Origin of the sequence: Acetoanaerobium noterae, from assembly GCF_900168025.1 — a bacterium.
GTDB classification, from domain to species: Bacteria; Bacillota; Clostridia; order Peptostreptococcales; family Filifactoraceae; genus Acetoanaerobium; species Acetoanaerobium noterae.
This window is the reverse complement of the sequence record NZ_FUYN01000006.1, coordinates 47,927-74,892: the sequence shown is the minus strand read 5'-3', so window position 1 is coordinate 74,892 and position 26,966 is coordinate 47,927. Positions and strand designations below refer to the sequence as shown.

Annotated in this window: 28 protein-coding genes; 18 read left to right on the top strand and 10 right to left on the bottom strand. The window is 33.7% G+C overall.

The features are described from left to right. Nucleotides 1-35: 35 nt before the first annotated feature. From msrB to B5X47_RS11050, 5 genes are all read left to right on the top strand, one after another. Nucleotides 36-482, top strand: a complete 447-nt coding sequence (gene msrB, locus B5X47_RS11070) for a peptide-methionine (R)-S-oxide reductase MsrB (RefSeq protein ID WP_079590209.1) — start codon at nucleotides 36-38, stop codon at nucleotides 480-482. Nucleotides 483-621: 139 nt separating this feature from the next. Further along, nucleotides 622-1,353, top strand: a complete 732-nt coding sequence (locus B5X47_RS11065) for a hypothetical protein (protein ID WP_079590208.1) — start codon at nucleotides 622-624, stop codon at nucleotides 1,351-1,353. Between the two features lie 86 nt (nucleotides 1,354-1,439). Beyond that, a complete protein-coding gene (locus B5X47_RS11060) occupies nucleotides 1,440-1,775 on the top strand; it encodes a zinc ribbon domain-containing protein YjdM (protein WP_013362661.1) in 336 nt (111 codons plus the stop codon). A gap of 146 nt (nucleotides 1,776-1,921) precedes the next feature. After that, nucleotides 1,922-2,266 carry a GIY-YIG nuclease family protein gene (locus B5X47_RS11055; RefSeq protein ID WP_079590207.1) on the top strand — a complete coding sequence of 115 codons (345 nt, stop codon included), beginning with the start codon at nucleotides 1,922-1,924 and terminating at the stop codon, nucleotides 2,264-2,266. 18 nt (nucleotides 2,267-2,284) lie between these two features. Beyond that, nucleotides 2,285-2,884, top strand: coding sequence for a helix-turn-helix domain-containing protein (locus B5X47_RS11050; RefSeq protein ID WP_079590206.1), 600 nt, complete (start codon nucleotides 2,285-2,287; stop codon nucleotides 2,882-2,884). Between the two features lie 121 nt (nucleotides 2,885-3,005). Here B5X47_RS11050 and B5X47_RS11045 read toward each other — a convergent pair whose 3' ends face one another. Both B5X47_RS11045 and B5X47_RS11040 read right to left on the bottom strand, forming a co-directional pair. After that, nucleotides 3,006-4,295 carry an NAD(P)H-dependent oxidoreductase gene (locus B5X47_RS11045; protein WP_079590205.1) on the bottom strand — a complete coding sequence of 430 codons (1,290 nt, stop codon included), beginning with the start codon at nucleotides 4,293-4,295 and terminating at the stop codon, nucleotides 3,006-3,008. Between the two features lie 10 nt (nucleotides 4,296-4,305). Beyond that, a complete protein-coding gene (locus B5X47_RS11040) occupies nucleotides 4,306-4,899 on the bottom strand; it encodes a DJ-1/PfpI family protein (protein WP_079590204.1) in 594 nt (197 codons plus the stop codon). A 307-nt stretch (nucleotides 4,900-5,206) separates the two neighbouring features. On the opposite strand from B5X47_RS11040, the gene B5X47_RS11035 reads away from it, so the two are divergent. Then, nucleotides 5,207-5,692: a glutathione peroxidase gene (locus tag B5X47_RS11035; RefSeq protein ID WP_079590203.1), complete on the top strand. Its 486-nt coding sequence runs from the start codon at nucleotides 5,207-5,209 to the stop codon at nucleotides 5,690-5,692. Here B5X47_RS11035 and B5X47_RS11030 read toward each other — a convergent pair. Then, nucleotides 5,685-6,194, bottom strand: a complete 510-nt coding sequence (locus B5X47_RS11030; protein WP_079590202.1) for a hypothetical protein — start codon at nucleotides 6,192-6,194, stop codon at nucleotides 5,685-5,687. The two genes, B5X47_RS11035 and B5X47_RS11030, sit on opposite strands and share 8 nt — an antisense overlap. Nucleotides 6,195-6,248: 54 nt before the next feature. Continuing rightward, nucleotides 6,249-7,562: a Na+/H+ antiporter NhaC family protein gene (locus B5X47_RS11025; RefSeq protein ID WP_079590201.1), complete on the bottom strand. Its 1,314-nt coding sequence runs from the start codon at nucleotides 7,560-7,562 to the stop codon at nucleotides 6,249-6,251. A gap of 263 nt (nucleotides 7,563-7,825) precedes the next feature. Here B5X47_RS11025 and B5X47_RS11020 point away from each other — a divergent pair, with 263 nt between their 5' ends. From B5X47_RS11020 to B5X47_RS11010, 3 genes are all read left to right on the top strand, one after another. After that, nucleotides 7,826-8,191, top strand: a complete 366-nt coding sequence (locus tag B5X47_RS11020) for a Na-translocating system protein MpsC family protein (protein ID WP_013362650.1) — start codon at nucleotides 7,826-7,828, stop codon at nucleotides 8,189-8,191. 117 nt (nucleotides 8,192-8,308) lie between these two features. Then, nucleotides 8,309-9,538: an L-lactate MFS transporter gene (locus B5X47_RS11015; RefSeq protein WP_079590200.1), complete on the top strand. Its 1,230-nt coding sequence runs from the start codon at nucleotides 8,309-8,311 to the stop codon at nucleotides 9,536-9,538. A gap of 162 nt (nucleotides 9,539-9,700) precedes the next feature. Further along, nucleotides 9,701-10,312 carry a helix-turn-helix domain-containing protein gene (locus B5X47_RS11010; RefSeq protein ID WP_079590199.1) on the top strand — a complete coding sequence of 204 codons (612 nt, stop codon included), beginning with the start codon at nucleotides 9,701-9,703 and terminating at the stop codon, nucleotides 10,310-10,312. Here the strand turns inward: B5X47_RS11010 and B5X47_RS11005 are convergent. From B5X47_RS11005 to B5X47_RS10985, 5 genes are all read right to left on the bottom strand, one after another. Continuing rightward, the gene (locus B5X47_RS11005; protein WP_079590198.1) at nucleotides 10,307-11,035 is read right to left on the bottom strand and encodes an amino acid ABC transporter ATP-binding protein; all 729 of its coding nucleotides are present in this window, start codon (nucleotides 11,033-11,035) and stop codon (nucleotides 10,307-10,309) included. The genes B5X47_RS11010 and B5X47_RS11005 overlap by 6 nt on opposite strands. Continuing rightward, complete coding sequence (locus B5X47_RS11000) at nucleotides 11,035-11,706, bottom strand: amino acid ABC transporter permease (protein WP_079590197.1); 672 nt, start codon at nucleotides 11,704-11,706, stop codon at nucleotides 11,035-11,037. Before B5X47_RS11000 ends, B5X47_RS11005 begins: the two co-directional genes overlap by 1 nt. Next, nucleotides 11,706-12,515 (bottom strand): amino acid ABC transporter substrate-binding protein, encoded by an 810-nt coding sequence (locus tag B5X47_RS10995; RefSeq protein WP_200805113.1) that lies wholly within the window; start codon nucleotides 12,513-12,515, stop codon nucleotides 11,706-11,708. Before B5X47_RS10995 ends, B5X47_RS11000 begins: the two co-directional genes overlap by 1 nt. A 466-nt stretch (nucleotides 12,516-12,981) precedes the next feature. Next, entirely contained in the window at nucleotides 12,982-14,988 is a 2,007-nt protein-coding gene (locus B5X47_RS10990; protein WP_079590196.1) for a methyl-accepting chemotaxis protein, read from the bottom strand. A 120-nt stretch (nucleotides 14,989-15,108) separates the two neighbouring features. Further along, nucleotides 15,109-16,047 (bottom strand): methyl-accepting chemotaxis protein, encoded by a 939-nt coding sequence (locus tag B5X47_RS10985; protein ID WP_079590195.1) that lies wholly within the window; start codon nucleotides 16,045-16,047, stop codon nucleotides 15,109-15,111. A gap of 219 nt (nucleotides 16,048-16,266) precedes the next feature. On the opposite strand from B5X47_RS10985, the gene B5X47_RS10980 reads away from it, so the two are divergent. Genes B5X47_RS10980 through B5X47_RS13895 form a run of 5 tightly spaced genes read left to right on the top strand, consistent with a single transcriptional unit; the run spans nucleotide 16,267 to nucleotide 22,321 of the window. Next, complete coding sequence (locus tag B5X47_RS10980; RefSeq protein ID WP_079590194.1) at nucleotides 16,267-18,372, top strand: sensor histidine kinase; 2,106 nt, start codon at nucleotides 16,267-16,269, stop codon at nucleotides 18,370-18,372. Continuing rightward, nucleotides 18,369-19,940 carry an HD domain-containing phosphohydrolase gene (locus tag B5X47_RS10975; RefSeq protein WP_079590193.1) on the top strand — a complete coding sequence of 524 codons (1,572 nt, stop codon included), beginning with the start codon at nucleotides 18,369-18,371 and terminating at the stop codon, nucleotides 19,938-19,940. Before B5X47_RS10980 ends, B5X47_RS10975 begins: the two co-directional genes overlap by 4 nt. A gap of 30 nt (nucleotides 19,941-19,970) precedes the next feature. Beyond that, nucleotides 19,971-21,191, top strand: a complete 1,221-nt coding sequence (gene dpaL, locus B5X47_RS10970; protein ID WP_079590192.1) for a diaminopropionate ammonia-lyase — start codon at nucleotides 19,971-19,973, stop codon at nucleotides 21,189-21,191. A 56-nt stretch (nucleotides 21,192-21,247) separates the two neighbouring features. Then, nucleotides 21,248-22,186, top strand: a complete 939-nt coding sequence (locus B5X47_RS10965; protein ID WP_079590191.1) for a D-aminoacyl-tRNA deacylase — start codon at nucleotides 21,248-21,250, stop codon at nucleotides 22,184-22,186. A gap of 12 nt (nucleotides 22,187-22,198) precedes the next feature. Then, nucleotides 22,199-22,321, top strand: coding sequence for an EAL domain-containing protein (locus tag B5X47_RS13895; protein WP_143215813.1), 123 nt, complete (start codon nucleotides 22,199-22,201; stop codon nucleotides 22,319-22,321). A 94-nt stretch (nucleotides 22,322-22,415) separates the two neighbouring features. On the opposite strand, the gene B5X47_RS10960 is transcribed toward B5X47_RS13895, so the two are convergent. After that, nucleotides 22,416-22,961: a LemA family protein gene (locus B5X47_RS10960; RefSeq protein ID WP_079590190.1), complete on the bottom strand. Its 546-nt coding sequence runs from the start codon at nucleotides 22,959-22,961 to the stop codon at nucleotides 22,416-22,418. A 243-nt stretch (nucleotides 22,962-23,204) separates the two neighbouring features. Between B5X47_RS10960 and B5X47_RS10955 the strand changes: the two genes are divergently transcribed. The 4 genes from B5X47_RS10955 (at nucleotide 23,205) to B5X47_RS10940 (ending at nucleotide 26,884) form a co-directional block, all read left to right on the top strand. Next, entirely contained in the window at nucleotides 23,205-23,930 is a 726-nt protein-coding gene (locus B5X47_RS10955; protein ID WP_079590189.1) for a LytR/AlgR family response regulator transcription factor, read from the top strand. 4 nt (nucleotides 23,931-23,934) lie between these two features. Further along, nucleotides 23,935-25,206 (top strand): sensor histidine kinase, encoded by a 1,272-nt coding sequence (locus B5X47_RS10950; RefSeq protein WP_079590188.1) that lies wholly within the window; start codon nucleotides 23,935-23,937, stop codon nucleotides 25,204-25,206. Between the two features lie 153 nt (nucleotides 25,207-25,359). Beyond that, a complete protein-coding gene (locus B5X47_RS10945) occupies nucleotides 25,360-26,016 on the top strand; it encodes a Dph6-related ATP pyrophosphatase (RefSeq protein WP_079590187.1) in 657 nt (218 codons plus the stop codon). 22 nt (nucleotides 26,017-26,038) lie between these two features. Further along, the gene (locus B5X47_RS10940) at nucleotides 26,039-26,884 is read left to right on the top strand and encodes an SH3 domain-containing protein (protein WP_079590186.1); all 846 of its coding nucleotides are present in this window, start codon (nucleotides 26,039-26,041) and stop codon (nucleotides 26,882-26,884) included. Nucleotides 26,885-26,966 lie beyond the last annotated feature (82 nt).

Sequence of the window (26,966 nt, the reverse complement as noted above, 5' to 3'; positions counted from 1 at the left end):
TTATAGAAATATACTTTTAGTAGGAGAGGATAGTTATGAGTGATTATTCTAAATGGGAAAAATCAAAAGCATCTAAAGATTTAAAGGAATTGACAGATATACAGTATCAGGTAACCCAAAAAGAAGCGACAGAAAGACCTTTTTCTAATGAATTTTGGGACTTTAATGAGGATGGGATTTATGTGGATATAGTATCTGGTGAGCCATTATTTTCATCAAAGGATAAATTTGATGCAGGTTGTGGATGGCCAAGCTTTACAAAGCCTATAGATGAACATTTTATAATCAGCAAAAAAGATTTTAAGCTTCTTATTCCAAGAACTGAAGTAAGAAGCAGATATGCAGACTCTCATTTAGGACACGTATTTCCAGATGGACCGTTGCCTACGGGGCTTAGATACTGCATAAATTCAGCATCTCTTAAATTCATACCTAAAGCAGATATGATAAAAGAAGGGTATGAGGATTATATAGATAAATAGAAAGCTTTAATAAAAACACTATTATGATATTTTATATAAAAATTATTCTTAATAGTGTTTTTTTAATTGAAAATGTGGTAAAATAATTTTACGAAAGTAATAGGGCAAATTTAATCTTTGATATTTTAGGAGGAATATTATGAATAAAAAAATGAAACAATTATTAAGTCTTGCAGTTGTAGCAGCTACGGCATCTACATTTACATTAGCTTCATATGCAGAGGAAGTAGTGCCAGAACAACCAGCTACAGAAATAACTGAGCCAGCACCTGTGACAGATTTTTCTGCATCAGTTACTTTAACTGCATTAGAAGATGAATACACTTTTGTGTTGGATGAAAAAGGTGCTATAAAGCTTATTGAGGGAACAGACAAAGAGCTAGCAGCTTCAGTGTTGGAGCAGGGGAAAACTATAAATGAATCTATAGAACTAATTCTTTCAAGCTACGAAGAAAAACCAGAATATAATATAAGTATTGCATCTACAGATGAAGAACTTGGAAAAACTTTAAATGAAGAACTAAAAGGCTTGGTTGAAGGTGAAATTGAAACAGAAATCAAGAAGCAACCAGAATTTATACAAAAGAGATTTGAGATGGCAAAACAGCTAGGAATAACACCTGGTAAAATGAATCTTCTTGAAAAACTAGCAGCAAGTACTGACGAAGACGTTAATTATGAAGAGCTAGCTAAAAAATCAGTAAAAGAAATTATGGCTGAAGTAAAGGCAAATAAAAAGCCTGTAGTTGAGACAGAATTAAAAGTTGAAGCAACTAAGCAAGCTGAAGTTGAGAAAAAAGCTGATGATGTAAAAAAAGAAAAGCCACAGACAGAAAAAAAATCAAATGGCAAGGGCAAAGGGAAAAACTAATTCAGATATTTGTAAAGATATCGACTATATGATACTATATTATTCGTTGATTACTAAATAACGATTAATAAAGGAGTAAACAGTCTATGTTACCAAATTGCCCAAAATGTAATTCTAGCTACACCTATGAAATGGATAATATGTTTGTATGTCCTGAATGTGCTCATGAATGGAGTGCTTTAGACTCTACTGATGGAGATGTATCAGTAAGCGTTAAGGATGCAAACGGAAATGAACTAAAAGACGGAGATTCTATCACTATAATAAAGGATTTGAAGGTTAAAGGAAGCTCGGCTCCTTTAAAGCAAGGTACTAAAGTGAAAAATATAAGGCTCATAGATGATGGAATACACAATATAGATTGTAAAATAGATGGATTTGGAGCTATGAAGCTAAAATCAGAGTTTGTTAAAAAACTCTAGACCTAAATGAGTAACGGTCCCTCAAATAAAATAATTAAAGAAAAAACCTGATTTCGTGTTTTATCGAAGTCAGGTTTTTTTGAGTCTACGGAGCATGGATTGTCCCCGTAGACTTTGCATAGTAAGATAATTATGAGGTGAAGCAAATGGATATGAATAGAAAAAAACAACTTATGGAAGATTATAAAAATAGACATCCAGAGATGGGAATAATAGCTTTTAAGTGTGGAGAAACAGGTGAGATTTTTTTAGGAATTTCTAAAGATACTAAAGCAGACTATAATAGCAATAGATTTAAGCTTTTGACTCAAACGCATCCGAACAAGAGAATGAAAGAGCTTTGGAAGAAGTATGGAGAAAGTAATTTTGAGTTTAGTGTAGTTAAAATTCTAAAGTATGAAGACCCACAAAAGGACTATACTGATAAGCTTGAAGCTATGCTAGAGGAATGTTTAGATAGTATTGAAAACAGTAGCATAATTTGGAAATGATGAAAAGGAAGTGAAGAGATGGATTGCAAGAAAGTAGGACAATTGATATTAAAGCTTAGAAATGAAAAAGGACTGACTCAAAAGCAAGTAGCAGATAGCTTAAATATAAGTAATAAAACCGTTTCTAAATGGGAATGTGGAATGGGATGTCCAGATGTTACTCTTTGGACAGAATTATCAGAAGTGCTTGGAGCGGATGTTCTTAAGCTTTTAGAAGGAGAACTCAAGCCGAATAAACCTGATATAGGAAAAATTGAAAAAGTAAAATTCTATGTTTGCCCTAGTTGTAGTAATATTTTAATAAGTACTGGAGAAGCGGCAATTTCTTGCTGTGGAAGAAAATTAGCAATGCTAAAACCTGTCCCACAACACGATGAGCATGAAGTAACAATTCAAGAAATTGATATGCAGCATTTTATAAGTATAGGCCATCCAATGACTAAGGAGCATTATATTTTATTTATTGCATATGTTCAAAATGAAAGAGTGCTCCTTCATAGACTATATCCTGAGCAAAATGCAGAAATTAATCTTCCTATGATGAGAAGTAGAGGAAATCTCTACATCTACTGTACAGAGCATGGACTAATGAAATATCCATTTAAAGCAAAGAGATAAAAACAAAGACTTTATTCATGGGCGCTAGTCTTCCTTGAATAAAGTCTTTTAAATTATCGGTGAATAAAACAAGGTTTCCAGATAGAATTAACAATTTACATTGATTTAATGAATGTAATCCTTATTTTTTATATGGCTGAGCATATGACTGCTCGATTACTTTGTTTTTCTTCATCTGGCTATCCCAGTATAGCTGAATTAGCTTATTTGGAAGTAGAGTAAAAGCAAGCTTAAGAGATTTTGTCAGATGCACTGGCTTGATTAATTCGTCCAGTATATCAGATGGCAGGTAACCATTTTTGGCAAAATATGAGCCAAGCTCATTAAAAGCAGAATAAATTTTTGCGTTTGCTTTTTCTGGAGTAAGCCTAAGTCCCTCCATCCCTCCTTTGATTCCACATCCACTATATATCCAGTCGTTGTGAATACAAATTGTTTCAAGTGCTGCTCTGCAATAAAAAGATTGATAGCCTTCCTTGAAGCCAGATTGAACAAAAAAACCAACTTTAGGAGATATGTTATTCTTATTATCAGAAGTTTTAGATTCTACAGCATCTATAAAATGCTTTACTATTCCAGGCATGCTATGTACATATAAAGGCATAATAAACATATGATAATCCACATCGTAAAACTTAGATGCAATTTCTTCATGCTTAGAGATTTGGCTTAGGTTATGAACCTCAATTTGCTCTTCAAGGATGCCCTCTATTAGTAATCCTTTTTTGAACTGCTCAACTAAAAGCGTGGTATTAGAAGCTGTGCTTCTTGGAGAACCATTGTATATAGCAATTTTACTTGAACTAGATATAGGAGATGACATATTTTTCATCTTTTCAGGGATGATTGGACTTATTCTAGTCATTGTATCTTTTGAGCTTATTATGGAATCTGCATTTAGCTGGTGCATCATTCCTTTAGCTCTGAAATGTTCATTGCATCTAAAGAAATAGCCCTCTAAACAATTGATTTCTCTTTGCGCAAGCTCTTTTTCATTTGGAGCAAGGCTGTAGGCGTAATGCATTTGAGGCATAGAAGCATAGCGTTCATAATGCATCATTTCATTATTTACTATTTTTATGTGAGGATGAAATAATGGGATTAGCCTATCCATACATGTTTTTGAGTTTCCAGATAGGAAGCCATTTTTTACTTCATGAGAAAACACACAGATATCACTATTTATTATAGCAAAGTAGCATTCACTTAGCTTATCTTTATGAACGCATCTTCCAGGAGTCTTTACCCAGCAATTCCAGCAACCTATACAGTTTTTAATATCATACTCTGACAAATCATATATTTCAAAAATAGCCTCAGGGTAGGAAGCTTTATAATTCGATTCTAATTGAGCTTTGATTTGATTGTTAGGATTTAAGTGAAGGATGGTTATATTTTTTATTTGCTTCATATTAGTCTCCTCAGTTATTTTTAAAGCCTATAAGAGCTTTGATTTTAGAACAGTTATCTTTGGATGTTAGCAGTTCTAAAAGATAAAAGGCAACCTCAAAAGAAGCAGAGGGGTTGTAGCCAGTTATTATGTTTCCATCCACAACCATAGATTGATCTGGTATTACATTTACTCCAAAATCAGAAAGCTGTTTTTGTCTTGTGCTTTGACCTAGTCCATAGGTTGTGGCATTTTTATTTTTTAAAATTCCACTTTTTGCAATAGGGAGGGCTCCTACACAGATTGAAGCTATGATTTTATTTGATTCATGAAATTTATTAATAAGATTTAGAAAATCTTCATGAAAAGCATCATCATAATAGCCTTTTTCTTCAAATCCACCTGGTATTGCAAGAGCATCAAATTCATCTACATTGATTTCACTGATACTTAGTTCTCTTTTTACAGAAAAACCTACAGTTGATTTTATTTCTTCATGCAGTCCAGTAGTTAAAAGCTCAGTATTTAAATCACCTTCTAGTTTGTTCCAGCCTATAACATCAGCAAACACACTAGCTTCAAAAGCTTCAAAGCCATTGGCTAAAAGCAGTAACACTTTTTTCATATCAGGCTCCCAACCTTTCTATTTAAATTTCAATGTAAATAAAACAAGGTTTTTGATTTAATTTGCAATTTTATCCATAACATATGGGGTTTTATACATTATACATTATCTTAGTTAGATAGGGCTACGATTATAAAGTTGAAATTGGAATAATTAGGAAATGGAAATTTATGTTGATATTGAGATAAATTTGGTATAAATAATAAAATATGAGATTTTATATTGAATTCTATATTTATTATTGATACTAGAATATATATTGCTATATTTGGATAATTTAGGACAACTATTGAAAGGTGGAACTACTATGTCAATTTATGAAATTAAGCTTAGAACTATTGATTTTGAAGAAATAACTATGGATGCTTTCAAAGGTAAAGTACTTCTCATAGTAAACACTGCAAGCAACTGAGGCTTTACACCTCAATATGAAGAGCTGGAAGCTCTTTATCAGAAGCTAGGTAATGAACATTTTGAAATTTTAGGTTTTCCGTGCAACCAGTTTGGGAATCAGGAGCCAGGAGATACTGCTCAGATAAAAAGCTTTTGTTCGTTTAATTTTGGGGTTACCTTTCCTATGTTTGATAAAGTGGACGTAAAAGGACCAAATGCTCATCCTTTATTTGTTCACCTTACCAATGCTAAAAAAGGACTAGTTGGTAAGGACATAAAGTGGAACTTTACAAAGTTTATTGTGGATTCCAAGGGAAATGTTGTAGATAGGATAGCTTCAGCTACTTCGCCACTTAAGTTAGAAGAGAAAATAAAACAGCTTATAGATGAAGCTAGTTAATTTCAAATATATTATTTAAATTTTGAAAGTATACATTATCTATTTTTTTGTATTCATCTAAAATAATCTGACCTTTTTGAACTGACGAATATATTATTTCATTATTTTTTCTTATATCTATATTCACTGAAAAATCAAATGAAGTATCACTTTTTTTCTTTATAGTAATACCATTTACGTTCATATCAAGATTATTATCATTTAGAAATTGCCAAAGAGAGATAGGATCACGATTGCTTTTTAAACTATCAATACATTCCTTTGTGCAAAAGGTTTCCATGTACTGATATTTTTCATCTAACAATATAGAAAGTTCTTGAAAGTCTTTTGAAGAGTTAATTTCTTCAAAAAAATCAGAGTTAGATTTATATTCAAAAGAATACACATATTTTAGGAAACCCTCTATATGGGTTTCTTTTTGAGTACATCCAAAACTAAACAAAAAAGATAAAAGGACAATTAATAGGAAAAAAGTTTTAAAAAAATTTAATTTTATTTTCATTAGCTTTATACCCCTTTCGTCATAAGAAATTGGTTTATTATGTAACAAAACACACTACTTGTTCTTGTATCTTAGTATCATATAGCTAGTTATAGGAAGAAGATATAAATAAAAAGCGTAAGTGATAAAACCTACGGGGCTCACATCCATAGTAGAGGTTGGAACAAAGGCAGCAAGATTCCAAGGAATGAGCGCTGAAAGCACTATGCCAGTGTTTTCTAAATCAAGAGCCATCTGGTATTTGTCTACGGAATTTTGCTTATATGCTTTATCCATAAGTGAAGCAGTAAGAACAGCTGCGATGGATTGATTTGAACCAAAGGCTGCAGTTAGGATGCTCACAATTGTGGTATATAAAAATAGGCTACTTCTTGAGTTCGCTTTTAGCAGAAGCTTTTCTACGCTTTGAAGAGTTTTAGTACCTTCAAATATTCCAGCTAGACTACATGAAATAAAAACCACTATAGCAGGTCTTAGCATAGAGATTATGCCCCCACCTTTTATTATGAGGTAAAGTGGATTAGCAAAGTCCAAATGAAATCCCATAAGTATAAAGTAGAGCACCTCATTAATTTTATAACCTTGGATATAGATGCTAAGTACACTAGCTAAGGCGATGCTTAAAAACATAGAAATTTTGACATTGACTCTAAATATTGATAGTACAAGGATTATAATAGAAGGCAAAAGCGCCAATATACTTATATCAAAGCTTTTTACTATAGCCTTATCAATACCACCAGACGCAGTGTTAAGTGGAGAGCTCAGTGATACTACAAAATAGAGTATCAATGAAAGTATAAAAGGAAGTACTGCGCTTTTTAGCATGTTTTTTATGTTTATAAAAAGCTCTGTTTCAGTAAGGTTGGCGATTAGATTGGCACTAGAGGACATAGGAGAGCACCTATCTCCAAAGTATGCTCCTGCAATTATTGCTCCAGTGGCAATACTAGTATTTACTTCGCCACTTTTTGCCATGACTATAAGAGCAAGTCCTACTGTGCTTACAGTACCAAGAGAAGTTCCAAGTAAAAAAGAAACGAGACTGCTTATTATAAATGCATAAAAAATAAAATAATTGGGGTTCATTAGGTTAATTCCATAATAAACGATTGAGGGAACTGTTCCACTACTCATCCATACTGCAGTTATTGCTCCGATTAAAATGAAAATCTTTAATACGACAAAGGATTTTTTGCCTCCATCATAAGCCATTTTAGAGATATCTGCTATTGAGTAGCCTTTACGAAGCGATATTATTACAAATATAAAAAAGCTTATAAGAAGAGGATATCCTATGAATATTCCCTTATATATAGAAAACATTAGCATGACAAAGGTAATTACAAGGCCAAAAACTGTTTCCATTTACGTTCTCCTTAAGTAGATGATAATTTAATTATACCTCTAGGCAGTTATAATTTATAGCAAAACGTGAATCACCATAAATAATATAATGTTCGATGTGAATCTACAGATTAGACGGATTAATTTCGATATATATATGAATAAATATATATTGTTGATACAAGGGATAATCCTATGCTAAAATATAAAAATGTATCTTTCTTTAAGAGATTACTGATTTCATAAAAGACTTAAGCCTAGGGCTTGATTTAGGAGGGTGCTTGATGACAAAAGGACAAGTTGAATCGAAGATAAGCGAAGCAATAAGTAAATTTGAAGTTGAGCAAATGGGCAGAGGCCCTGAAAAAATACGAACCATAATTTTTCAAGATTTAATTATTGTAAGACTCAAGGGGTTTCTTAGCACATCTGAAAAGAATCTTGCACAGACTAAGGAAGGTGTGGATTTAATTAAAAAAGTTAGGACGGCTTTGTTTGAAAGCTCTAGAGAGGAACTAGAACTAGCAGTAAAATCTGTTCTCAATGTAGAAGTAATAAGCACGTACTCAGATGTCAGTACAAAAACAGGAGAAAAAATCATAGGTATCGTAGTGGATCAAGATATAGATAATTACCTTGCAAACTTGTAATTTGGAAGACGAATTGAAAGATTTTTAAATCAGTCGAGAGTAAGCCAATAGCAAAAGTTCTTTAGGGAGCTTTGCTGTTGGCTTTTTTAATATAAAAATATAGAAAGTAGGAGATTTATGAAAGAAAATATAAGCTTAGACTTGAAGAAAAGCACAAACAGTAAAAGATGGAAATATGTTATTTTAGGAATTATTTTGATGATGCTGCTTGGAACAGTTTATTCTTACAGTGTGTTTAGACTAGCTGTACAGAATTATTTTGAAGTAGATTTTACCAGCAGTGGACTTCCATATATGGCATCATTAGCTTTTTATTCACTTTTTATGTTTGTAACAGGGAGATTTATTGATAGATTTCATCCTAGAAATATAATGATATTTGGAAGCTTACTAGTAGCACTCGGCTGGATACTATCTGCCTTTGCACCTAATATATATGTGCTTACACTTACTTATGGAGTTATAAGTGGAGCAGGAGTAGGGATTGCATATGGAGTTCCTATGACGGTTGTGGCAAGGTGGTTTCCGGAGAAAAAAGGCTTTGCAGTGGGCTTGGTGCTTGTAGGTTTTGGATTATCCCCACTTATCACAGCGCCTCTTGCTAGGACTATAGTCGAGCTAGTTGGATTAACTAGGGCATTTTTAATACTGGGAGCTGGGTTTGCAGTATTTTTGCCAGTTCTTTCGTATTTCTTTGAATATCCAGAGCTAGAAGCTTCATCCCAGATTAAAGAAGAGGGTAAATCAGTAAAGGTATCTGGACATACGACGAAGGAAATGCTTAAAGACAAAAGCTTTAAAGGGCTTTATATAAATTTTATAATAGGGACGACCATAGGCCTTATGCTTGTAGGAATGACAACTAGCATAGGGGTTGAATATGTGGGACTCACTGCAACAAAAGTGACTATGCTCATGACTATATTTGCCATATTTAATGGGATGGGAAGACCTACTTTTGGATGGCTGACAGATAGATTATCTCCGAGAAAAGCTATGCTTTTATCATATATACTGATAATATCAGCAGCTCTTGTTATGGTCTTATTTGGTGAGAGTAGCCTTATAGTTTATATTATTGGATTTGCAATATTTTGGTTTAACCTTGGAGGCTGGCTTGCTATAGCACCTGCATCCACTATGAATATGTACGGAACAGGTCATTATAGTCAAAACTACGGGCTTGTGTTTACAGCATATGGAATAGGCGCAGTAACGGGAGTAATAACTTCTGGTATGCTAATAGATGCCCATGGAAATTACAAGCTTTTATTTTACTATATTATCGCACTTTGCTTAGCAGGAATTTTTTCTACAATAAACTTTATAAAACCCCAAAATGCATAGGAGTATAGAAGTTTACATTGCCATCAGGAGAGCCTGATGGTTTTTTGTTACAAAATAATCCATATACTGTGATATATTATTGTAAATCCTTTAGAAATATTCGATGCCATAATAAGCTTTTTTGTTGAGTATATATTCAAATATAAATTAGGAGGAAGTCATATGGAGCTGGGAGAAAAACTTCAGCAGCTTAGAAAACAAAATAATTGGACTCAGGAACAGCTTGCAGAGCAGCTGTACATTTCTAGGACAGCTGTTTCAAAATGGGAGAGTGGCAAGGGTTACCCTAGCATTGATTCGCTAAAAAACATCTCTGCTTTATTCAAGATATCAATTGATGATTTACTTTCTGGAGATGAGCTAGTACAGCTTGCAACAAATGAAAATAAAGAAAATGTAGAAAATATCACAGGAATGATATATGGGCTACTCGATTTAGTCGCTATTGCCTTTATATTTTTGCCGTTTTATGGAAACCCAGAGGGAGATTATATAAGAGCTGTAAATCTTATAGATTACAAAGAGGTAGTTGGGCTAAAAACCATCTACTACATTTTACTGCTTTCGTTATTTGGAATAGGGGCTGCAGAGCTTGGGCTTAGATTTTTTGAGAAAACAAAAAGCATGGGTAAAGTATTAAGAAGGCTATCTGTAGGAATGCATATACTAGCAATTCTTCTTTTTTCTATGACCAGACAGCCTTACTTATCGACTTTTCTTTTTATACTTTTTCTCATGAAAGGATTCATTACTCTTAACAATAAAAAACTATAGGCTACTTGTGAAGGCTTTTACTCTAGGATGAGCATTATCAGAAAAAACTTTTTCAGGAGTGTCATTCATAATGATTTGACCATTGTCCATGAAAATTATTCTGTCAGATATTTCTTTTGCAAAGCTCATCTCATGAGTTACTATTATCATAGTATTACCAGACTCTGCAAGAGCCTTTATAACTGCTAAAACCTCACTGACTAGTTCAGGATCTAGTGCAGAGGTAGGCTCGTCAAAAAGTAGTAGGGCAGGGCTTGACGAAAGGGCTCTAGCTATCCCTACTCTTTGCTGTTGTCCCCCAGATAGTTCATTTGGATAAGATGAAGATTTATGCTCTAGTCCAACTAGCAAGAGCATTTCTAAAGCTTTTTTCTGAGCTTCTTTCTTGCTGTAGCCATGAGCTTTTTCTAGCCCTAGAGCTATATTATCAGCTGCGGTGAGATGAGAAAACAAACCGAAATTTTGAAATACCATGCCGATGTGCTTTCTAAGGTCAGAGGCAATAGAGCTATCGATGTTTGACATATCATAAATCAAGCCATTAAAGTGCATGGTGCCTGAATCTGGCTTAACTAGCTGATTGATAGTTTTTAAAAATGTAGATTTGCCTGAGCCAGAGGGCCCGATTATGGATACTACCTCACCTTTTTTGATTTCAAAATTCATATCAGAGATTATGACATTGTTGCCATATGATTTTTTTAGTGCTTCTATTTTGAGCATTATGCCATCCTCCCTTTGCTATAGTGGTTTTCTAAATATTTATTTGCTTGGCCTATTATTAAGGTGATAGCCCAGTAAATAAGTCCAACAGCCAGATATATTTCGAAAAATTTATAGTTTACAGCGGCTTTCATTTTTCCTAGTCCCATCAAATCATTAAGACCCAGCATGAAGGTAAGTGCAGTTCCTTGAATAATTCCGATAAAAGTATTTCCAAATGAAGGAATAGCAACTCTAAGGGCTTGAGGTAGCTGGACGTATAGCATAGTCTGCCATAGTGTAAGTCCAACTGAGAGTCCAGCATCTTGCTGGAGCTTATCTACGGACAATATTGCCGCTCTTGTAGTCTCTGCTATATATGCAGCAGAGTTGATAGACATAATCAGGACAGAAGCTTCAAAGGCACCGATGTTTCCTAGTGAAGGAAAGAGCTGAGGCAGCCCGAAGAAAAACAGGAAAAGCTGAATCATCAGCGGAGTGCCTCTAAAAAATGATACATACCCTCTTAAAATCAAATCTATACCTGGTAGCTTAAAATATCTTACTATGCCTATGAATATTCCAAAGCCTAGTCCAATTAGCATGGCAAGCAAGCCAACTGAAAGTGTTATAGGAAGAGCAGAAAGAAGCTCTACTAAAGCTTTTAAAAGTATATTAAAATCAAAGTTCATTAATTAAGCACCTTCTCAGTGATATCCATGTCAAAATATTTCATAGATATTTCTTTTATAGTTCCATCTTCGTACATACTATCAATTGCACTGTCTATTTGAGCAACTAATTCTTTGTTTTCCTCATTATTAAGAAAAGGAAAGGCATTTTGCATTTCGTTGATAGGCGGACCAGCAAGCTTTAATGGAAGCCCCGATTCGTTAATTACAGATTGAAGAGCCAATCTATCATTCATAGCTGCATCAACACGACCGATGGCAACATCTTGGTATGAACCTGAACCGCTGTCATAGGTAATGATTTCTATCTCAGAGTTTTTGTCAAAATCTCTAATTATAGTTTCGTAATTTGTTCCTAGACCCACTGCAACTTTTTTGCCTTTTAATGACTCAAGGTCTACGATGTCGTTTCTATCATCCTTACTAATGAGTTGAGCTCCATAGTACACATAAGGACGAGTGAAAAGATATTTTTGTTCGCGTTCTGGTGTAACAGTTATTTGATTAGCTATAGTGTCTAGCTTTGCTGAGTCAAGCATTCCAAATAGTCCGCTAAAATCGCTTGTTACAAATTCAATTTCATGTCCAGTTCTTTTTCCGATTTCTTTCCAAACATCCACATCAAAGCCTGTTAATTCACCTTTTTCATCCAAATAGGTATAAGGTTTGTAAGACCCACTCATACCAACCTTTATAACTTCAGCAGGTTCACTAGCAGTTGATGACTTATCCTTAGTACTAAAAAACATGATTGAGCCTAAAGCCACAGCAATTAAGATAATTATTAATGGTAATTTATTCGATTTCATTTAAATTCCTCCAATTTTTATTGTTATTTATGATATTTTGATTTTTAATAAACAAGATTTTGCTTCAGAAATATTCTAAAGCAATGTTCTTCTGGCCAGAAAAGAAACAAATTACTTGTTTTTTTGCATAAAAAAACGGACAGGTCCACTTAGGACTGCCCGTAATTATAATAAAGTTATTATAAGTAGATTGTTAGGGAAAGTCTTATTTTAGCACCACAAAAAGCTATTATCAAGTTTTTTAGTAATCTCTTGACAACAGCAACATGCAAAAGCATTAATTTGTGAAACTAAATTTTGAGCTTTCATATCCAATCTCCTTTCGAACTTTTTTCTATCATAAACGACCTATACTATACCTGTCAAGTAGGAATTAAAAATATTGTTAAAATGGATAAAGAAAAACCCCGAATCCTATTTAGGAATTTTGGGGTTTGATTGAGAACCAACATTTAAATATAAGGTTTTAATATTTAAATATAGAGATACTTTCTTGCATCTGCTGAGCAAGCTTTGCTAAAGATTCGCTAGCATCAGCAATCTGCTCCATAGCAGCGGTTTGTTCTTCTACAGAGGCAGAGGCTTCCTGAGTTGATGCAGCATTTTCCTCAGATATTGCAGATAAATTTTCAATGATTGCAATTATCTGGTCTTTTTTCACATTCATTGTGGCACTTGATTTATTGAGATGGTCAACTATAGTTTTGACATTGTCTATTGCTTTTGCTATGCCATCAAATTGAGTATTGGTTTTTTGAAGACTTTCATTTTGCATATCAACTATGTGACCGACTTCTTGAATTTTTGATACGGCAAAATCCGTTTGGCTTGTAAGAGAATTTATTATGTTAGAAATCTCAGAAGTAAAGTTAGTAGATTGCTCTGCTAATTTTCTTATTTCATCAGCAACTACTACTGCAAAGCCTCTTCCGGCTTCTCCAGCTCTTGCAGCTTCAATAGCAGCGTTAAGAGCGAGTAGATTAGTTTGATCTGCAATGTTTTGAATCATCTCACTTGCAGCTGATATACTCTGAGCATTTGTATTCGTGGTGTTGATGACCTCTTGTATTTCTTTAGCAGATATAGATACTGAGTTGGTTTTTTCAGTAAGCTCTGACAGAACTTCAAATCCTTGATTCTTAAGAGCTTCTACAGTTTGGGCAGATTGATTCAAATTCTCTATTAGAGATATATCACTGTTTATGAGATTGCCAAGTTCATCTACATTGTAAGCGCCTTTTTCTGTTTCGCTAGCTTGGTCGCTTGCACCGTTCGCAATCTCCTCTATAGTTCTAGCAACCTCTTCTGCGGCAGTTGCAGATTGCTGACTTGTGGCGGTTAGCTCTTCTGATGAAGACGCAACATTTTGTGCACTTTCATTTATATTTTGTATTAATTCTATTAAATTTTTCTGCATTTCTGAAAGCGAGCTTGCTATTATTCCTACCTCATCTGTATTTTTAATATATTTATTTATATTACTAGTATCGTTAATTGATAAATCGTAGTTTGAGATTTTTAGTATATCCTCAGACAATCCTTTTATCGGCCTAGCAATAGATTTTCCAAGAAGAAAAGCGAAAACTACTCCTAGCAATAAGCAAAAAAATGTTGTGATTAGAATAAGCTTGGTGAGAGCAGAAAGACCTTCTAAAACCTCAGCTTTATCTGCATTTTGAATCAAAATCCAGTTTGTTCCGTCAATAGCATCATAAGCAGAGTACCAGGTTTTTCCGTTGTACTCATAGGTTCCTATTCCATGACTATCTTCAAGCACTTTAGTGAGAAGCTCTGCTAAAGATGAAAATGCTTTATTTTCCTTAGCTGCTTCTATTGGATTGACTTGATTCATTACATTTTCTCGATTTGGATGAGCTACAGTAGTTCCGTCAGTATTCATAATATAAGCATAGCCGTTTTCGCCGAAGCCCATTGTATCAGTAAGCTCGCTTAAAGCATTACCATCTCTTCTACCAAGCAAAGCTCCAACTATTTTGTCTTCGACTTTAATAGGAACAGCGTACATAAGCACGGCTTCTCCTGTAACTTTACTGATAATTACATCTGATAGATTGGCCTCACCTGAAAGAGCTTTTTTTACATAATCTCTATCGCTCAAATCAGCAGTATTTTCACCTAAAATATATGTAGCTGTGCCATCTGGCGTAACTACAGCAAAATCCAAATAGCCTAATCTTTCAATGTCACTTTTTAATGATTCACGTTGGATGCTTATATCCATTGTTTGAGTTCTTGCTCGATTTGCAAGCTCTTGTAAGAGATTGATTCTAGCAGCTACTGCATCTTTTATTCTTATTGAATTTATATCTGTTGTGTCAACTAGTGATTTTTCTGCTTGTGAAGTAAGTGAATCCGAGCTAAGTTTAAAAGACGAAATCCCAAGTCCTGAAGCTACTATAATTATTAATATAGCTACTGATAAAGCAATTTTTTTAGATAAATCCAGTCTCATAAAATTCCCCCCTGTTTGTCTCTGTCATTCTATATTGTTTATTTCATGACAAAGCTATTTATGACTGTATACCCACATTTAAACTATCTATAACTCTCCCATATCCATATTGGTATTTTTTTATAAAAGATTTTTTAATTTTGTAAGTGCTTCTTCTAGGTTAGTATCGACTTTGCTAGCTCTTTCTACATGGTTTATTAATTTATTATGGATTTCTAGCAGAATATCATCTGAAACTCGAGTTTGCTCAAAAATACTGCTTATATAGTCTCTTTGAGTAATTATAGTGTCTGTTACAATTTTTACTTCCTTTTGAACCTCATCAAATCCATTGACAATTTCTTTTATCTTTTCTTTTACAACCTCACTCATTTCTATACCTTTTTCTATAGCAGAATTGTTTCTCTCGTTATTTTTTGAGGCTGTTTCTATTTCGTTTTGAATGTTCATAACTAAATCTTGAATGGTGCTAGTGCTTTTTGTAGTATTTTCAGCGAGTTTTCTTACTTCATCTGCAACTATAGCAAATCCTCTACCGTGCTCTCCAGCTCTAGCTGCTTCTATTGCTGCATTAAGAGCGAGCAGATTAGTTTGGTTAGCAATATCTGTTATAGTCTCTACTATATCAGTAATCTGCTTAGAACGCTCACCGAGGCTGTTCATAGATGAAGAGGATTCTTTTGCTTGAGCTTTAAGAGAATCCATCATAGAAAGTAAGTCCTCAACAGCTTTATTGCCTTCAACAGATTTTTCTACAGAAGTCTGAGATATGCTATTTAATTTGTCGCTTCTAGTAGAAAGCTCTAGTGATAAATCATTAGTATTTTGTGATAAATCCTTTACATTTTCCATTATGTCTTTGATATTTTCAGCAAGTGAAGCTAAATCTGAATGCTGGCTATTCACATGATTGTGACTTTCTATTATTTCTCCCATACGGCTATAGATTTGATTGATGTATGATTTTAATAACTCGTTTTCAGCCTGAAGCTTTTCTTGGATTTCTTTATCAGCAGTATTTATAACTGTTTCAACTGTTTTATCTTTTTTGAAAAACATTGTATCATCTCCTAATTTTTAGAATCTCTTAAATTATACTCTTTTATTAAGTAATATAGAAGCACTAATAATTATTATCAATAAAGTAAAATATCTTAATTTTCTTTACTTTGAAGTATTGAATGGCTTGTATTTTATAATGAATTTCTAGTATGATAAGTAATAGGTATAAAAAACTAAAAAATTGTTAATAAATCCTATGTAATAAAGGAGGGCTTCATGAGAAATCGATTTATTTCTCTTAGATTAGCTGTAACTTTGCCACTTATAATTGTGCTCATAGCAACCTTTGTAATTTCTATTATGAGATATAGGGCAGATTATGAATTTCTTGCAAAAGAGCAAGGCAGTAAAATAGTAGAAGCTCTTACTAATAATACCCAGAATGAGCTAAATGCAATACTTTCACAGCCACTTATCATGGCAGAGATAATAGGCTATACTATAACAAACGAAAAAATGTTTCTAGGTGAGGATTTATCTGATATAGAAAATTATCAGAAAAGTCTGATGAAGAGCCTTAAAGCAAAAATCCCACAAATCAGCGTAATAAGCTATGGAGACGAAAATGGGAACTATATAGGCATAAGAGATAATGGAGAAGGCAAAGATTTTAGTCTTATGCTTAAGGATAGCAGAACAGGTGGACTACTCAATATATATGAAGGAGATAGCATAAATTCAAACATTATAAGTTCTATAGAAGGCTACGATCCTAGAATTAGACCCTGGTATGAACCGGTAAGAAAAAATATTGCAAGTAGTTGGTCGAATATTTACATAAATCAAGATGAAAAAATGGAAGCGACTACCTCGGTATCTGTTCCTGTATTTGGAAATAGTGGAGAATTTAGAGGAGTTTTTGAAATAGATGTAAAATTAAATGGAATTAATGATTTTCTCCAAAAAAACAAAATAAAAGACAACGGAGTAGTATTTATAGTAAACGATGAACTTGAGATAGTGGCTCAATCTGAAAATCATAACAATGTAGTAATTACAGATTCAAAGAATTTTAAAGGTGAGCTCTTAAAAGTAAAAGACAGTAAAAATCCACTTATAAAATCGACTGAAGCTTTACTAAGAGCTAGAGATTTGGAATATAAAAAAGTTCATAGAATAGAAATTGAGAATAGCAATAATTTTGTAATGGTATCAAAGCTAGAAAATCCTAACGGACTTAGATGGAGAATAGCAGTAGTAATCCCTGAGAATGATTTAATGGGTTCTATTCAGTCTAGATATAATTTAAGCCTTGCTATGATAATGATTATGCTTATTCTTGGAACTATAGCAGGGATTTATATTCTAAATAAAGTTACTCAGCCTCTTTTGATGGTAGCGAGTGGATATAATGAAATAACCTCTGGTAACTGGGATGTAGAGATAAAACAAAAAAGAGGACATATTAAAGAAGTACATGAAATGATTAAGGGCTTTAATCTAATGGTAGACAATATAAAGAGTTATATAGGAAAGCTAGTTGAAAAGCAAAATGAAATAGAAGAGCTTCATAAAACAGAAACTCAAAGAATGAATTTAATCATAGACGAAAAAACTGAAAATTTAAAGGCAGTGATGGAAGAGCTGATGGAAAAGGAAAGACTAGCCTCACTGGGAGAGCTAGTATCTGGTGTAGCCCACGAAATCAATACTCCTCTTGGAGTAGCAGTATCTGCATCTTCGCTTATGGAAGCAAATAATGAAAGCTTTAAAAAAGAGCTACTTGAGGGAAGTATTTCGAAATCTGGATTAGTTTCTTATATTGAATCGATAGATGAGACTACAGCTATTTTAAATTCCAATTTATATAGAGCGGCAGAGCTAGTAAAAAGCTTTAAGGAAATAGCAGTAAACCAATCTATAGAAGAAAAAAGCAGGTTTAATTTTAGGGAATATATAGATTCTATACTGCTCAGCTTAAAACACGAATATAAAAATAAAAATGTAGACTTTAAAATCGATTGTCCTGATGATTTAGTTATCAACAACTATTCAGGAGCAATTTCTCAAGTATTTACAAACCTTATCATGAATTCCTTGATTCATGGGTTTAGGAATATGAAGTCTGGGCAGATAAATATATCAGTAGTGCCAGAGGGTGAAAATCTCATCATAAACTATAAAGACAATGGCTTAGGTATGAATGAAGAAGTCAAAAAGCGGGTTTTTGAACCTTTTTATACTACAAATAGAGGCAAGGGCGGCAGTGGACTAGGGATGAATATAGTATATAACCTTGTAACTGCAAAACTAAATGGAAGGATAAGCTGCAAAAGTGAGATTGATATGGGGACAGAATTTATTATAGAAATCAAAAGATGAAGGACTGTGAGAGTATGAAGAAAAAGCTGAATTTAGACAACATCAAGTTGGATTTTTTATCAGAAGATTCAAAGCCAAAGCTAAAAACCAAAGAAAACTATAAAATAATGATTGCTGATGATTATGATGAAATTCATGTCATAACAAAAATGATGCTCAAGGATTTTGAATTTGAAGGAAAAGGTCTGGAATTTATAGATACTTACACTGGAGAAGAGACCATAAGGGCTTTAGAGGAAAATCCAGATACAGCTGTACTTTTTCTAGATGTAGTCATGGAGGACAATCATTCTGGACTTAATGTAGTGGAGGTACTAAGAGGAAGACTAGATAACAAGATGACTAGAATAGTACTTAGAACTGGACAGCCAGGACAAGCTCCAGAAGAAACTGTCATAAGAGATTATGACATAAATGACTATAGGCTTAAAACAGAGATGACAGCAAAAAGGCTTTACACCACTCTATATTCAGCTCTTAGAAACTATAGAGATTTATACCAAATCAACACCCATAAAAATGGACTGAAGAAAATAATTAAGACAAGTGCAAACTTATTTGAGCACAATAGCCTAAATGAATTTTTAACCAGTATTTTAGTCCAGCTTTCCAATTTTCAAAAGAGCAATCCTGAGATGGTATATATAAGAGATGATGTAGATAAAGAAGGCGGCTTTGTAACTATAGAAAAAAATAAAAAAGCTACAATTGTAGCGGCAACTGGAAAGTTTAAAAGCTATATAGGAAAAGATATAGACTTAGTATCAGAGCTTAAAGAAGTGGTCGATAAAATCAAATACAGTGATACGCCTGATGAAAAAATTATATTTGTAGACTCAGGCTTTATAATAAAAAATAATGCTAAAAACAGCTTTAATAACTACATCTATATAGAAGGCAATAATGATATCTATGATTTTGATTTGATTCATTTGTTTTTGACTAATTACTCTGTAGCGCTTGATAACTATATTCTCAACAACACAATAGTAAATACTCAAAAAGAAATAATAATAACCTTTGGAGAAGTGGTTGAAAATCATTTTGAAGAGACTTCAGGACATGTAAAAAGGATATCAGAAATGATGTACAATTTTGCTTTGCTTCTAAATTTCTCACACTCTGAAGCTGAAATTCTAAAAATGGCAAGCATGATGCACGATATAGGCAAGATTGCTATACCAGATAGTATCCTAAAAAAACCTGGAAAATTAACTGAAGAGGAGTTTGAAATTATTAAAACTCATCCTAGTGTAGGCTATAAAATCTTTGAAAAATCTGATTTAGATATGCTTAAAATATCAGCAAATTTAGCACTGAATCACCACGAAAAATACGACGGCTCAGGGTATCCAAATGGGCTTAAGCAAGAGGAAATTCTTTTAGAGGCTAGGATGCTTTCGATTATAGATGTATTTGATGCTATGACTCACAAAAGGGTGTACAAGGATGCTTTTTCCACTGAAGAAGCCCTAGACTATATAAGAAATCAAAAAGGAAAGCATTTTGATCCAGAACTAGTGGATATATTTATTAGCAATATAGAAGGCATATTGGATATAGATTAATAAACTACTGTATAACTGGAGGAGATTTGATTGAAATTGTCAGTAAAAGGGATTAAAGCTGTAAGTGCATCGCCAAAAACTAAGGATTATCCAGCATTTTTAAATGATGAAGCTACAAAACCAGTCAGAAGGCTTCATAGCTCACTTACTGGCTATGAACCTACGCCTTTAGTAGTTCTTGATAAGCTAGCTAAAGAATTAGGAGTTAAGAATATATATGTAAAGGATGAATCTAAGAGATTTTCTATGAATGCATTCAAGGCATTGGGAGCAACTTATGCTATGGCTAGAGTGCTTTGCGATAGATTAGGAGTTTCTATAGATGAAGCTGATTTTAATTACTTTAAATCAGAGGAAGTGAAAGCTAAAATAGCTGACCTAGTATTTGTAACTGCAACTGATGGTAATCATGGACGAGCTGTAGCGTGGACAGCTCAGATGCTAGGGTGTAAGTCAGTAGTATATATGCCAAAGGGGTCCTCAAAGTTCAGACTAGACGCCATACTTTCTCATGGTTCAGATGCCAGTATAACTGAGTTTAATTACGATGATGCAGTTAGGCTTGCATGTAAGATGGCAGATGAAAACGGCTGGATATTTGTCCAAGATACAGCTTTTGAAGGCTATGAAGAAATACCAAATTGGATTACTCAAGGGTATACGACGATGGCTTATGAAGCAAATGAGCAGATACTAGATAAAAACCTTCCTGTACCTACCCATATATTTTTACAGGCAGGAGTTGGCTCAATGGCTGGAGCTGTACTAGGTTATTTTGCAAATAAATACGAAGCTAAGCTTCCAAAAGCCATTATTGTAGAGCCAGATGCCGCAGACTGTATATATAAATCAGCAGAAAAAGCAACTGGAGAGCCTGTAAATGTAGGTGGAGATTTAAGCACTATAATGGCTGGGCTTGCTTGTGGAGAGCCGAATACTGTAACTTGGCAGATACTTAGAGATTTTGCCCATGCTTATGTGTCGTGCCCAGATTATGTAACAGTGGAAGGGATGAAAGCTTTAGCTCATCCTATGGATGGGGATGAAATGATTATCTCTGGGGAATCTGGGGCTGTAGGAGTAGGACTGCTTAGCCTTATTAGCAAATATAAAGAGCTAGATGAAATTAAAAAAATGCTTGAGATAAATGAAGATTCCTCAGTGCTATTTTTTAGCACTGAAGGGGATACTGACCCTGAAAACTATATTAAATGTATTAATGAAACTACTGAGCTGGATTTTGATAAATAGTGACCGTACACTCGTGACTCAGTCATGAGAGGTTCAATAGAAGGGGGACTTAGGTTATGGCTTCAAAAAAAGCAGTGTATTTCTTTTGTATAGATGAAAGTAAAGATGAGGTAGCGCCGAAAGTATTAGGAAAAATTATGGAAACTTTTGAACTGACAGAAACAGACATAGAGGTAGATGGATATAAGGTTTTAAAATATATAGATGAAGCTTCAAATGAATTCTATTTCGTAAAGACTAAAGTAGTTATCTGCGCAGACTATAGCAGTTACCTGCCACTTATAAATGAATACTTTGAAGACTTTGATATAGCTGCGATGGTAAATTGGCATGGTGGTCAAAATGCTCCTGATAAAGTGCTGTGCATTCATACAGTTGGAGATTTGGCATCTGCTAGATATAGTCGTAGTAATCCTGTACCATCTACAAATTTAGCTAGAGCTTTAGAGCATCATAGAGAAAGACTAAATCTAGAGGAATTTAAGGTGACAACAGAAGCAACTCACTGGTCGGGCATAGTGTATGACGGAAAAAGTGAGTGGATAGAAGAAAGCAAGCTACCATTTTTAGATATAGAGATAGGAAGCACCTCTGAAAGTTACAACAATCCTGTGGCGGCGAGTGTAATAGCCTATGCGCTTATGGATGCGTTTGCGTCTGAAGAAAAAGCGCCTACTGTACTTTATATGGGAGGAGTCCATTTTGAAGATACCATAACAAATGCAGTGCTTCATAAATCTCACCCAGTTTCGCTGACACATATTCTTCCTAGCAGATGGCTGGAAAATGAAATGTATATGGGAGAGGATGCTAGAGATTATCTTATGAAGTGCATTGATTCTATCCATGGCTCGATAGATGGCATAGTGATACATGAAAAACTAAAGAGAGAAATAAAGGATCATGTTGAGATTATAGCTGAAATTCTTTCTATTCCAGTTATAAAAAGAAAGGCTCTTAAATCTCCAGAATCAACGGTGCTTTACCAGCAATAATAAAAAGAGGTGATGTCAGTAGAAACAAAAGAAGGGCTAGATATTCTCTTGGAAATTGGAATTGAACTAGTGCAGGGGTATTATTTTGCGAAGCCTTCAGAGATTCCGATGATAGATTTATATTTGCAAGAATAAAGAAAACACCTATAAAACAAAAAACTGCACAGCGTTTTGACTGTACAGTTTTTTTGATTGATAGATAATAGTTTAGATTATGAATTAGGATATATTATTTTTTATTGCTTGATGTGGTTTGCTCAATCAGATACTCTCTTTTTCTAAAGTCTAGTATTATAGCAATTATTGAAGTAGGAAATATACGAACTTCATTGTTTAACTTAGAAACACTGTCATTATAAATAAGTTTGCTTGTGCGTATCATATTATCGAAGACCTGTATTGCATCCATAGCTTTAATATAGGTCTGATTATTATTTAATTCTTTATATTCTTTTGTCATCATAGTTATTCTGCATAAAGCTTCTAGAATTATTTTTTCTTGTCGTAGCAAATCATCAGGAGTAGATTTTCCTGTGATAACTGCTCTTCTAGAGGTAATGGTTTCAATGAGAGTTTCGCTTTCGTGCCTAGCATAATCTTTTGTTAAAAACAAAAGAGAAATTAAGGCGTCGAAGCGACTTGATAGCTGTACTCCTATTTGATTCATTGCATTGCAGATGTTCTCATCGAGTACAACCAATTTGCGCTGGACAGATATAGCCCATAGAGCGACTAATACAATAATTGCTATGCTAGAAATGAAAGTGGGCATCATAAAAGGGAGTCTCCTTTAGAAGTTATTATTATGTATAAAAAATGCTTATGAAATCTATTAACAATTCTCAATTACGTTAATTTGAGGAGCGTATATTGCTATTTATAAATTATCACAAATTTTTAATATACACCGTATTATGCATGAAACAGTTTTTTTTCGACATGAAACATGTTTTTAGAACTTAATTTTTATGTTAAACTTACCTTGGAAAAATAATGATAAAAATTATGGAGGATAAACATGCTACATATGGCAGTATGTGACGACAATATTGATGAGCTGTCTAATATGATTCAGCTTATAAATTTATACATAGTATCAAAAAATATTAGCTGTGAATACACAGCTTTTTCAAATGGATTTGAGCTAATTTCAGCGCTTGAGAAAGGTAAAGTCTTTGATATATATTGTTTGGATATCATCATGCCAGGACTTATGGGAATTGATGTAGCAAAGGAAATACGCAGATTTGATAAAATTGCACCTATAATATTTTTCACATCGTCTCCAGAATTTGCTTTAGACAGCTATTTGGTAAAAGCAGTAAATTATGTGCTAAAGCCAGTATCAAAAGAAAAGTTGTTTTTTACATTTGATGATGTTTTAGATCATATTAATATAAAAAATGAAGAGGATATGATTATTGTTAAGAGCAATGAAGGCATCCAAAAGATATTGATTTCTAGCTTAGTTTTTGCTGAAGTAATAGGCAGAAACGTGTTATATCATTTAAGTTCAGGTAAAATAATAGAATGCACAGAATCTTTTTCAGCGGCTTGCGATAAGCTCATGGAATTTTCTTGCTTTATGAAGACTCATAGGTCATATATTGTAAACATGCAGTATGTGGATACAATTGAAAATACTAAGGTGACTTTACAAAACCATGAAACAATACCTGTAGCACAAGGTAAAGCAAAAGATATGAAGCAGCAGTATCTAAATTACCAAATGGAGGGAGAATAAAAATATGATAGAAACTTTTATTCAGTTCTCTCGCTATTTTATAGCTCTACTTTTCGGAAGCGCTGTTGCTGTGAACTTTGCAGGAATGCCTCGTACACGAAAAAATTATCTAGTGTTTGGGAGTTTTACAGTAGCTTTATTTCTTTTTCAAATTATAGGCTTAAAAATCTTGGGAATGGAAATGATTTTAAAGATATACCCTATAATTTCACATCTACCAGTTGTAGTTTTTATTGTAATTTATCTAAAAAAACCTTGGCTTATATCTCTGACCAATATGTTTCTATCTTTTTTGTGCTGCCAACCGCCACGTTGGATTGGAGCTGTTATTGGTAAAAATTTTGAAAATGCTTCTATGGACCATATAGGGTATATTGTTACTACGATAGTTATGTACTATTTATTAGAAAAATATGTAGCAAAATCCGTTCGTCATCTTATGAATCGTTCGACTAAATCGTGTTTACTTTTTGGTTCTATGCCAGCTTTTTATTATATATTTGACTATTTTGCGACATTTAATCTTAATTATATTTATAGTGAAACACGTTCGACTATGCATTTCATGCCATTTATTACCTCAGCATTTTATTTTATGTTTGTACTAATTTACTATGACGAAATTTTAAAGCAAGCAAAGACAGAACGAGAAAGGGAAATGCTAGAAATCCAGTTTAAACAGGCGCAGACAGAATTTGCATCTCTTAAGCAGATTCAGCAAAATGCAGCTACATATAGACACGATATGCGACATCATTTTAATCTTTTACAAGGGCTTGCATCAAAAGGTTCTTTAGAGAAAATACAGGCATATCTAAAAACTGCTCAGTCAGATATGGATGCAATTACCCCCATACGTTTTTGTGATAATGAAACAGTCAATTTGATTTTGTCCTCCTATGACACTAAAGCAAAGCAATCACAGATTCAGCTTTCTATAGAGGCAAAGCTACCTGACACGCTTACTTTTAGTGATACTGAGCTTTGTTCTTTAATATCGAATGCACTTGAAAATGCTGTGCATGCCTGCGAGAATATAGAGGATGTAAGTAATCGCTATATAAAGCTACGTATGTATTCTAAAAACAATAAGCTGTGTATTGATATTCGAAACACTTATCATTCTTCCCCGAACTTTTATCAAGGCTTGCCTGTATCAAAACACGAAGGCCATGGACTTGGGACAAAAGCAATGGCTCATATAGTTGAAAAGCATGGAGGAGTATTTCAATTTTTAGTAAAAGATGAGTGGTTTATATTTCAGGCATCTGCATAAATCATCAAATTGATTAAAATAGAATGTACACTTTATTAATAGTTGTATTAAAAACCATTTTTCGAGTATTATTAATGTAGAGAAATATGTTGTGACATTAATGGGTGAGATGTTTTATTGTCATAAATGCATAGATAAGAAAAGAGTGATATTATGAATAAAAATTGTTTTGTGTCGTGGAGCGGAGGAAAGGATTCTTGCTTAGCTCTTTATAGAGCCATGAATCAAGGCTATAAGCCAAAGATGCTTTTTACTATGTTTAGTATAGAAAATGATGTCAGCTCTGCACATAGATTAAATGAAGATATAATAAAGGCTCAAGTTAATGCATTAGACCTAGAATCTACAATAGGGCGAGCTAAATTTGAAGATTATGAGGCTGTATTTGTAAGAAATTTAGAAGCGTTTAAAAGCCAAGACATAAAGTACGGAATATTTGGAGACATTGATTTAGATGAACATAGAAAATGGGAAGAGACAGTTTGTGAAAAAGCTCAGATGACAGCAGTTCTTCCACTATGGCAGGAAGATAGGGAAAAACTGGTGAAGGAATTTATAGACCTTGGATTCAAAGCAAGGATAGTAGTAGTAAATAAAACTATGATGAGCCCAGAATTTTTAGGAAGAGACCTCAGTCATGAACTACTTGAAGAAATCGAAAAAACAGGGGCTGACGTATGTGGAGAAAACGGAGAGTACCATACTGTAGTTTACGATGGGCCACTTTTTAAAACCCCACTAAACCTAAATTTTTCTAAAGAAGTAAAGGATATAGAAGGCAAATGGGCTAAGATTGATGTCTTGATATAAATTTAAGAAGGAGGTGAGCTTGGTGTATAAAAATCTGATTGCAATAATCGCTGTATTTTTTATAAGTCTTGGGGTGATATCGTGTACGCCTATAAACAAAGATGATGTAAGCACCAAGCTACGCCCAGATAGCCAAGAAGAACAAGAAGTTCATATGGACAGTCAGATAGTAAAATATGCGGATTTAAATGAAGACAAAGTCGATGAAAAAATAATCTTGACTCTAAAAAGCTCCGAAACCTATAAGTATAGTCTAGAGATAGGTGATGCAAAGATAGATGTAAGAGGTAATAATATAGAGCCAGACTTTAATATAGTGGACATAGATTACAAAGATGGTATCAAGGAGATTGCAATCAGCGAGTATGGACCAAGCAATGACGAGGCGACTAGATTCTACTATTATAATGGAGAGAAAATTATAAATATAGGATATATATCAGGTTTTTATGGACCTATGCATCAGTACGGCGAGGGCATGGTCGGAGATATGAAGATAGAGGGAATGGGAAAGGTAATTACCAAAACTAGAGGGGAAATATTACATACTTGGTTTTATGAAGATGAATATGGACTTTCAAAGCACCACTATCTTCTAAATAAGAAAAAAACTCTTTATGAAATGGATGCAAAGGTTACAGTTCTTAAAGAAATAGAGCTTCAGAAATCTCCAGAAGACGAAACAAAAGTGCTAAAACTATTGCCAGATGAAGAGGTTATTATTTCTTACACAGATAACCATGAATGGTGTATGATTCAAACAACAGATGGACAAGAGGGATGGGTTGCAGTAGATGGCTTTGATACGATTAGAGAATTAAATCTTCCTGCAGCTGAGGTTTTCTCAGGACTTAACTATGCGGACTAATATTTCAAATAAAATATAGACTCAGAAAGATTCTAAAACTTGAATCTAGCTGAGTCTTTTTTGATAATAAACTAATATTTAT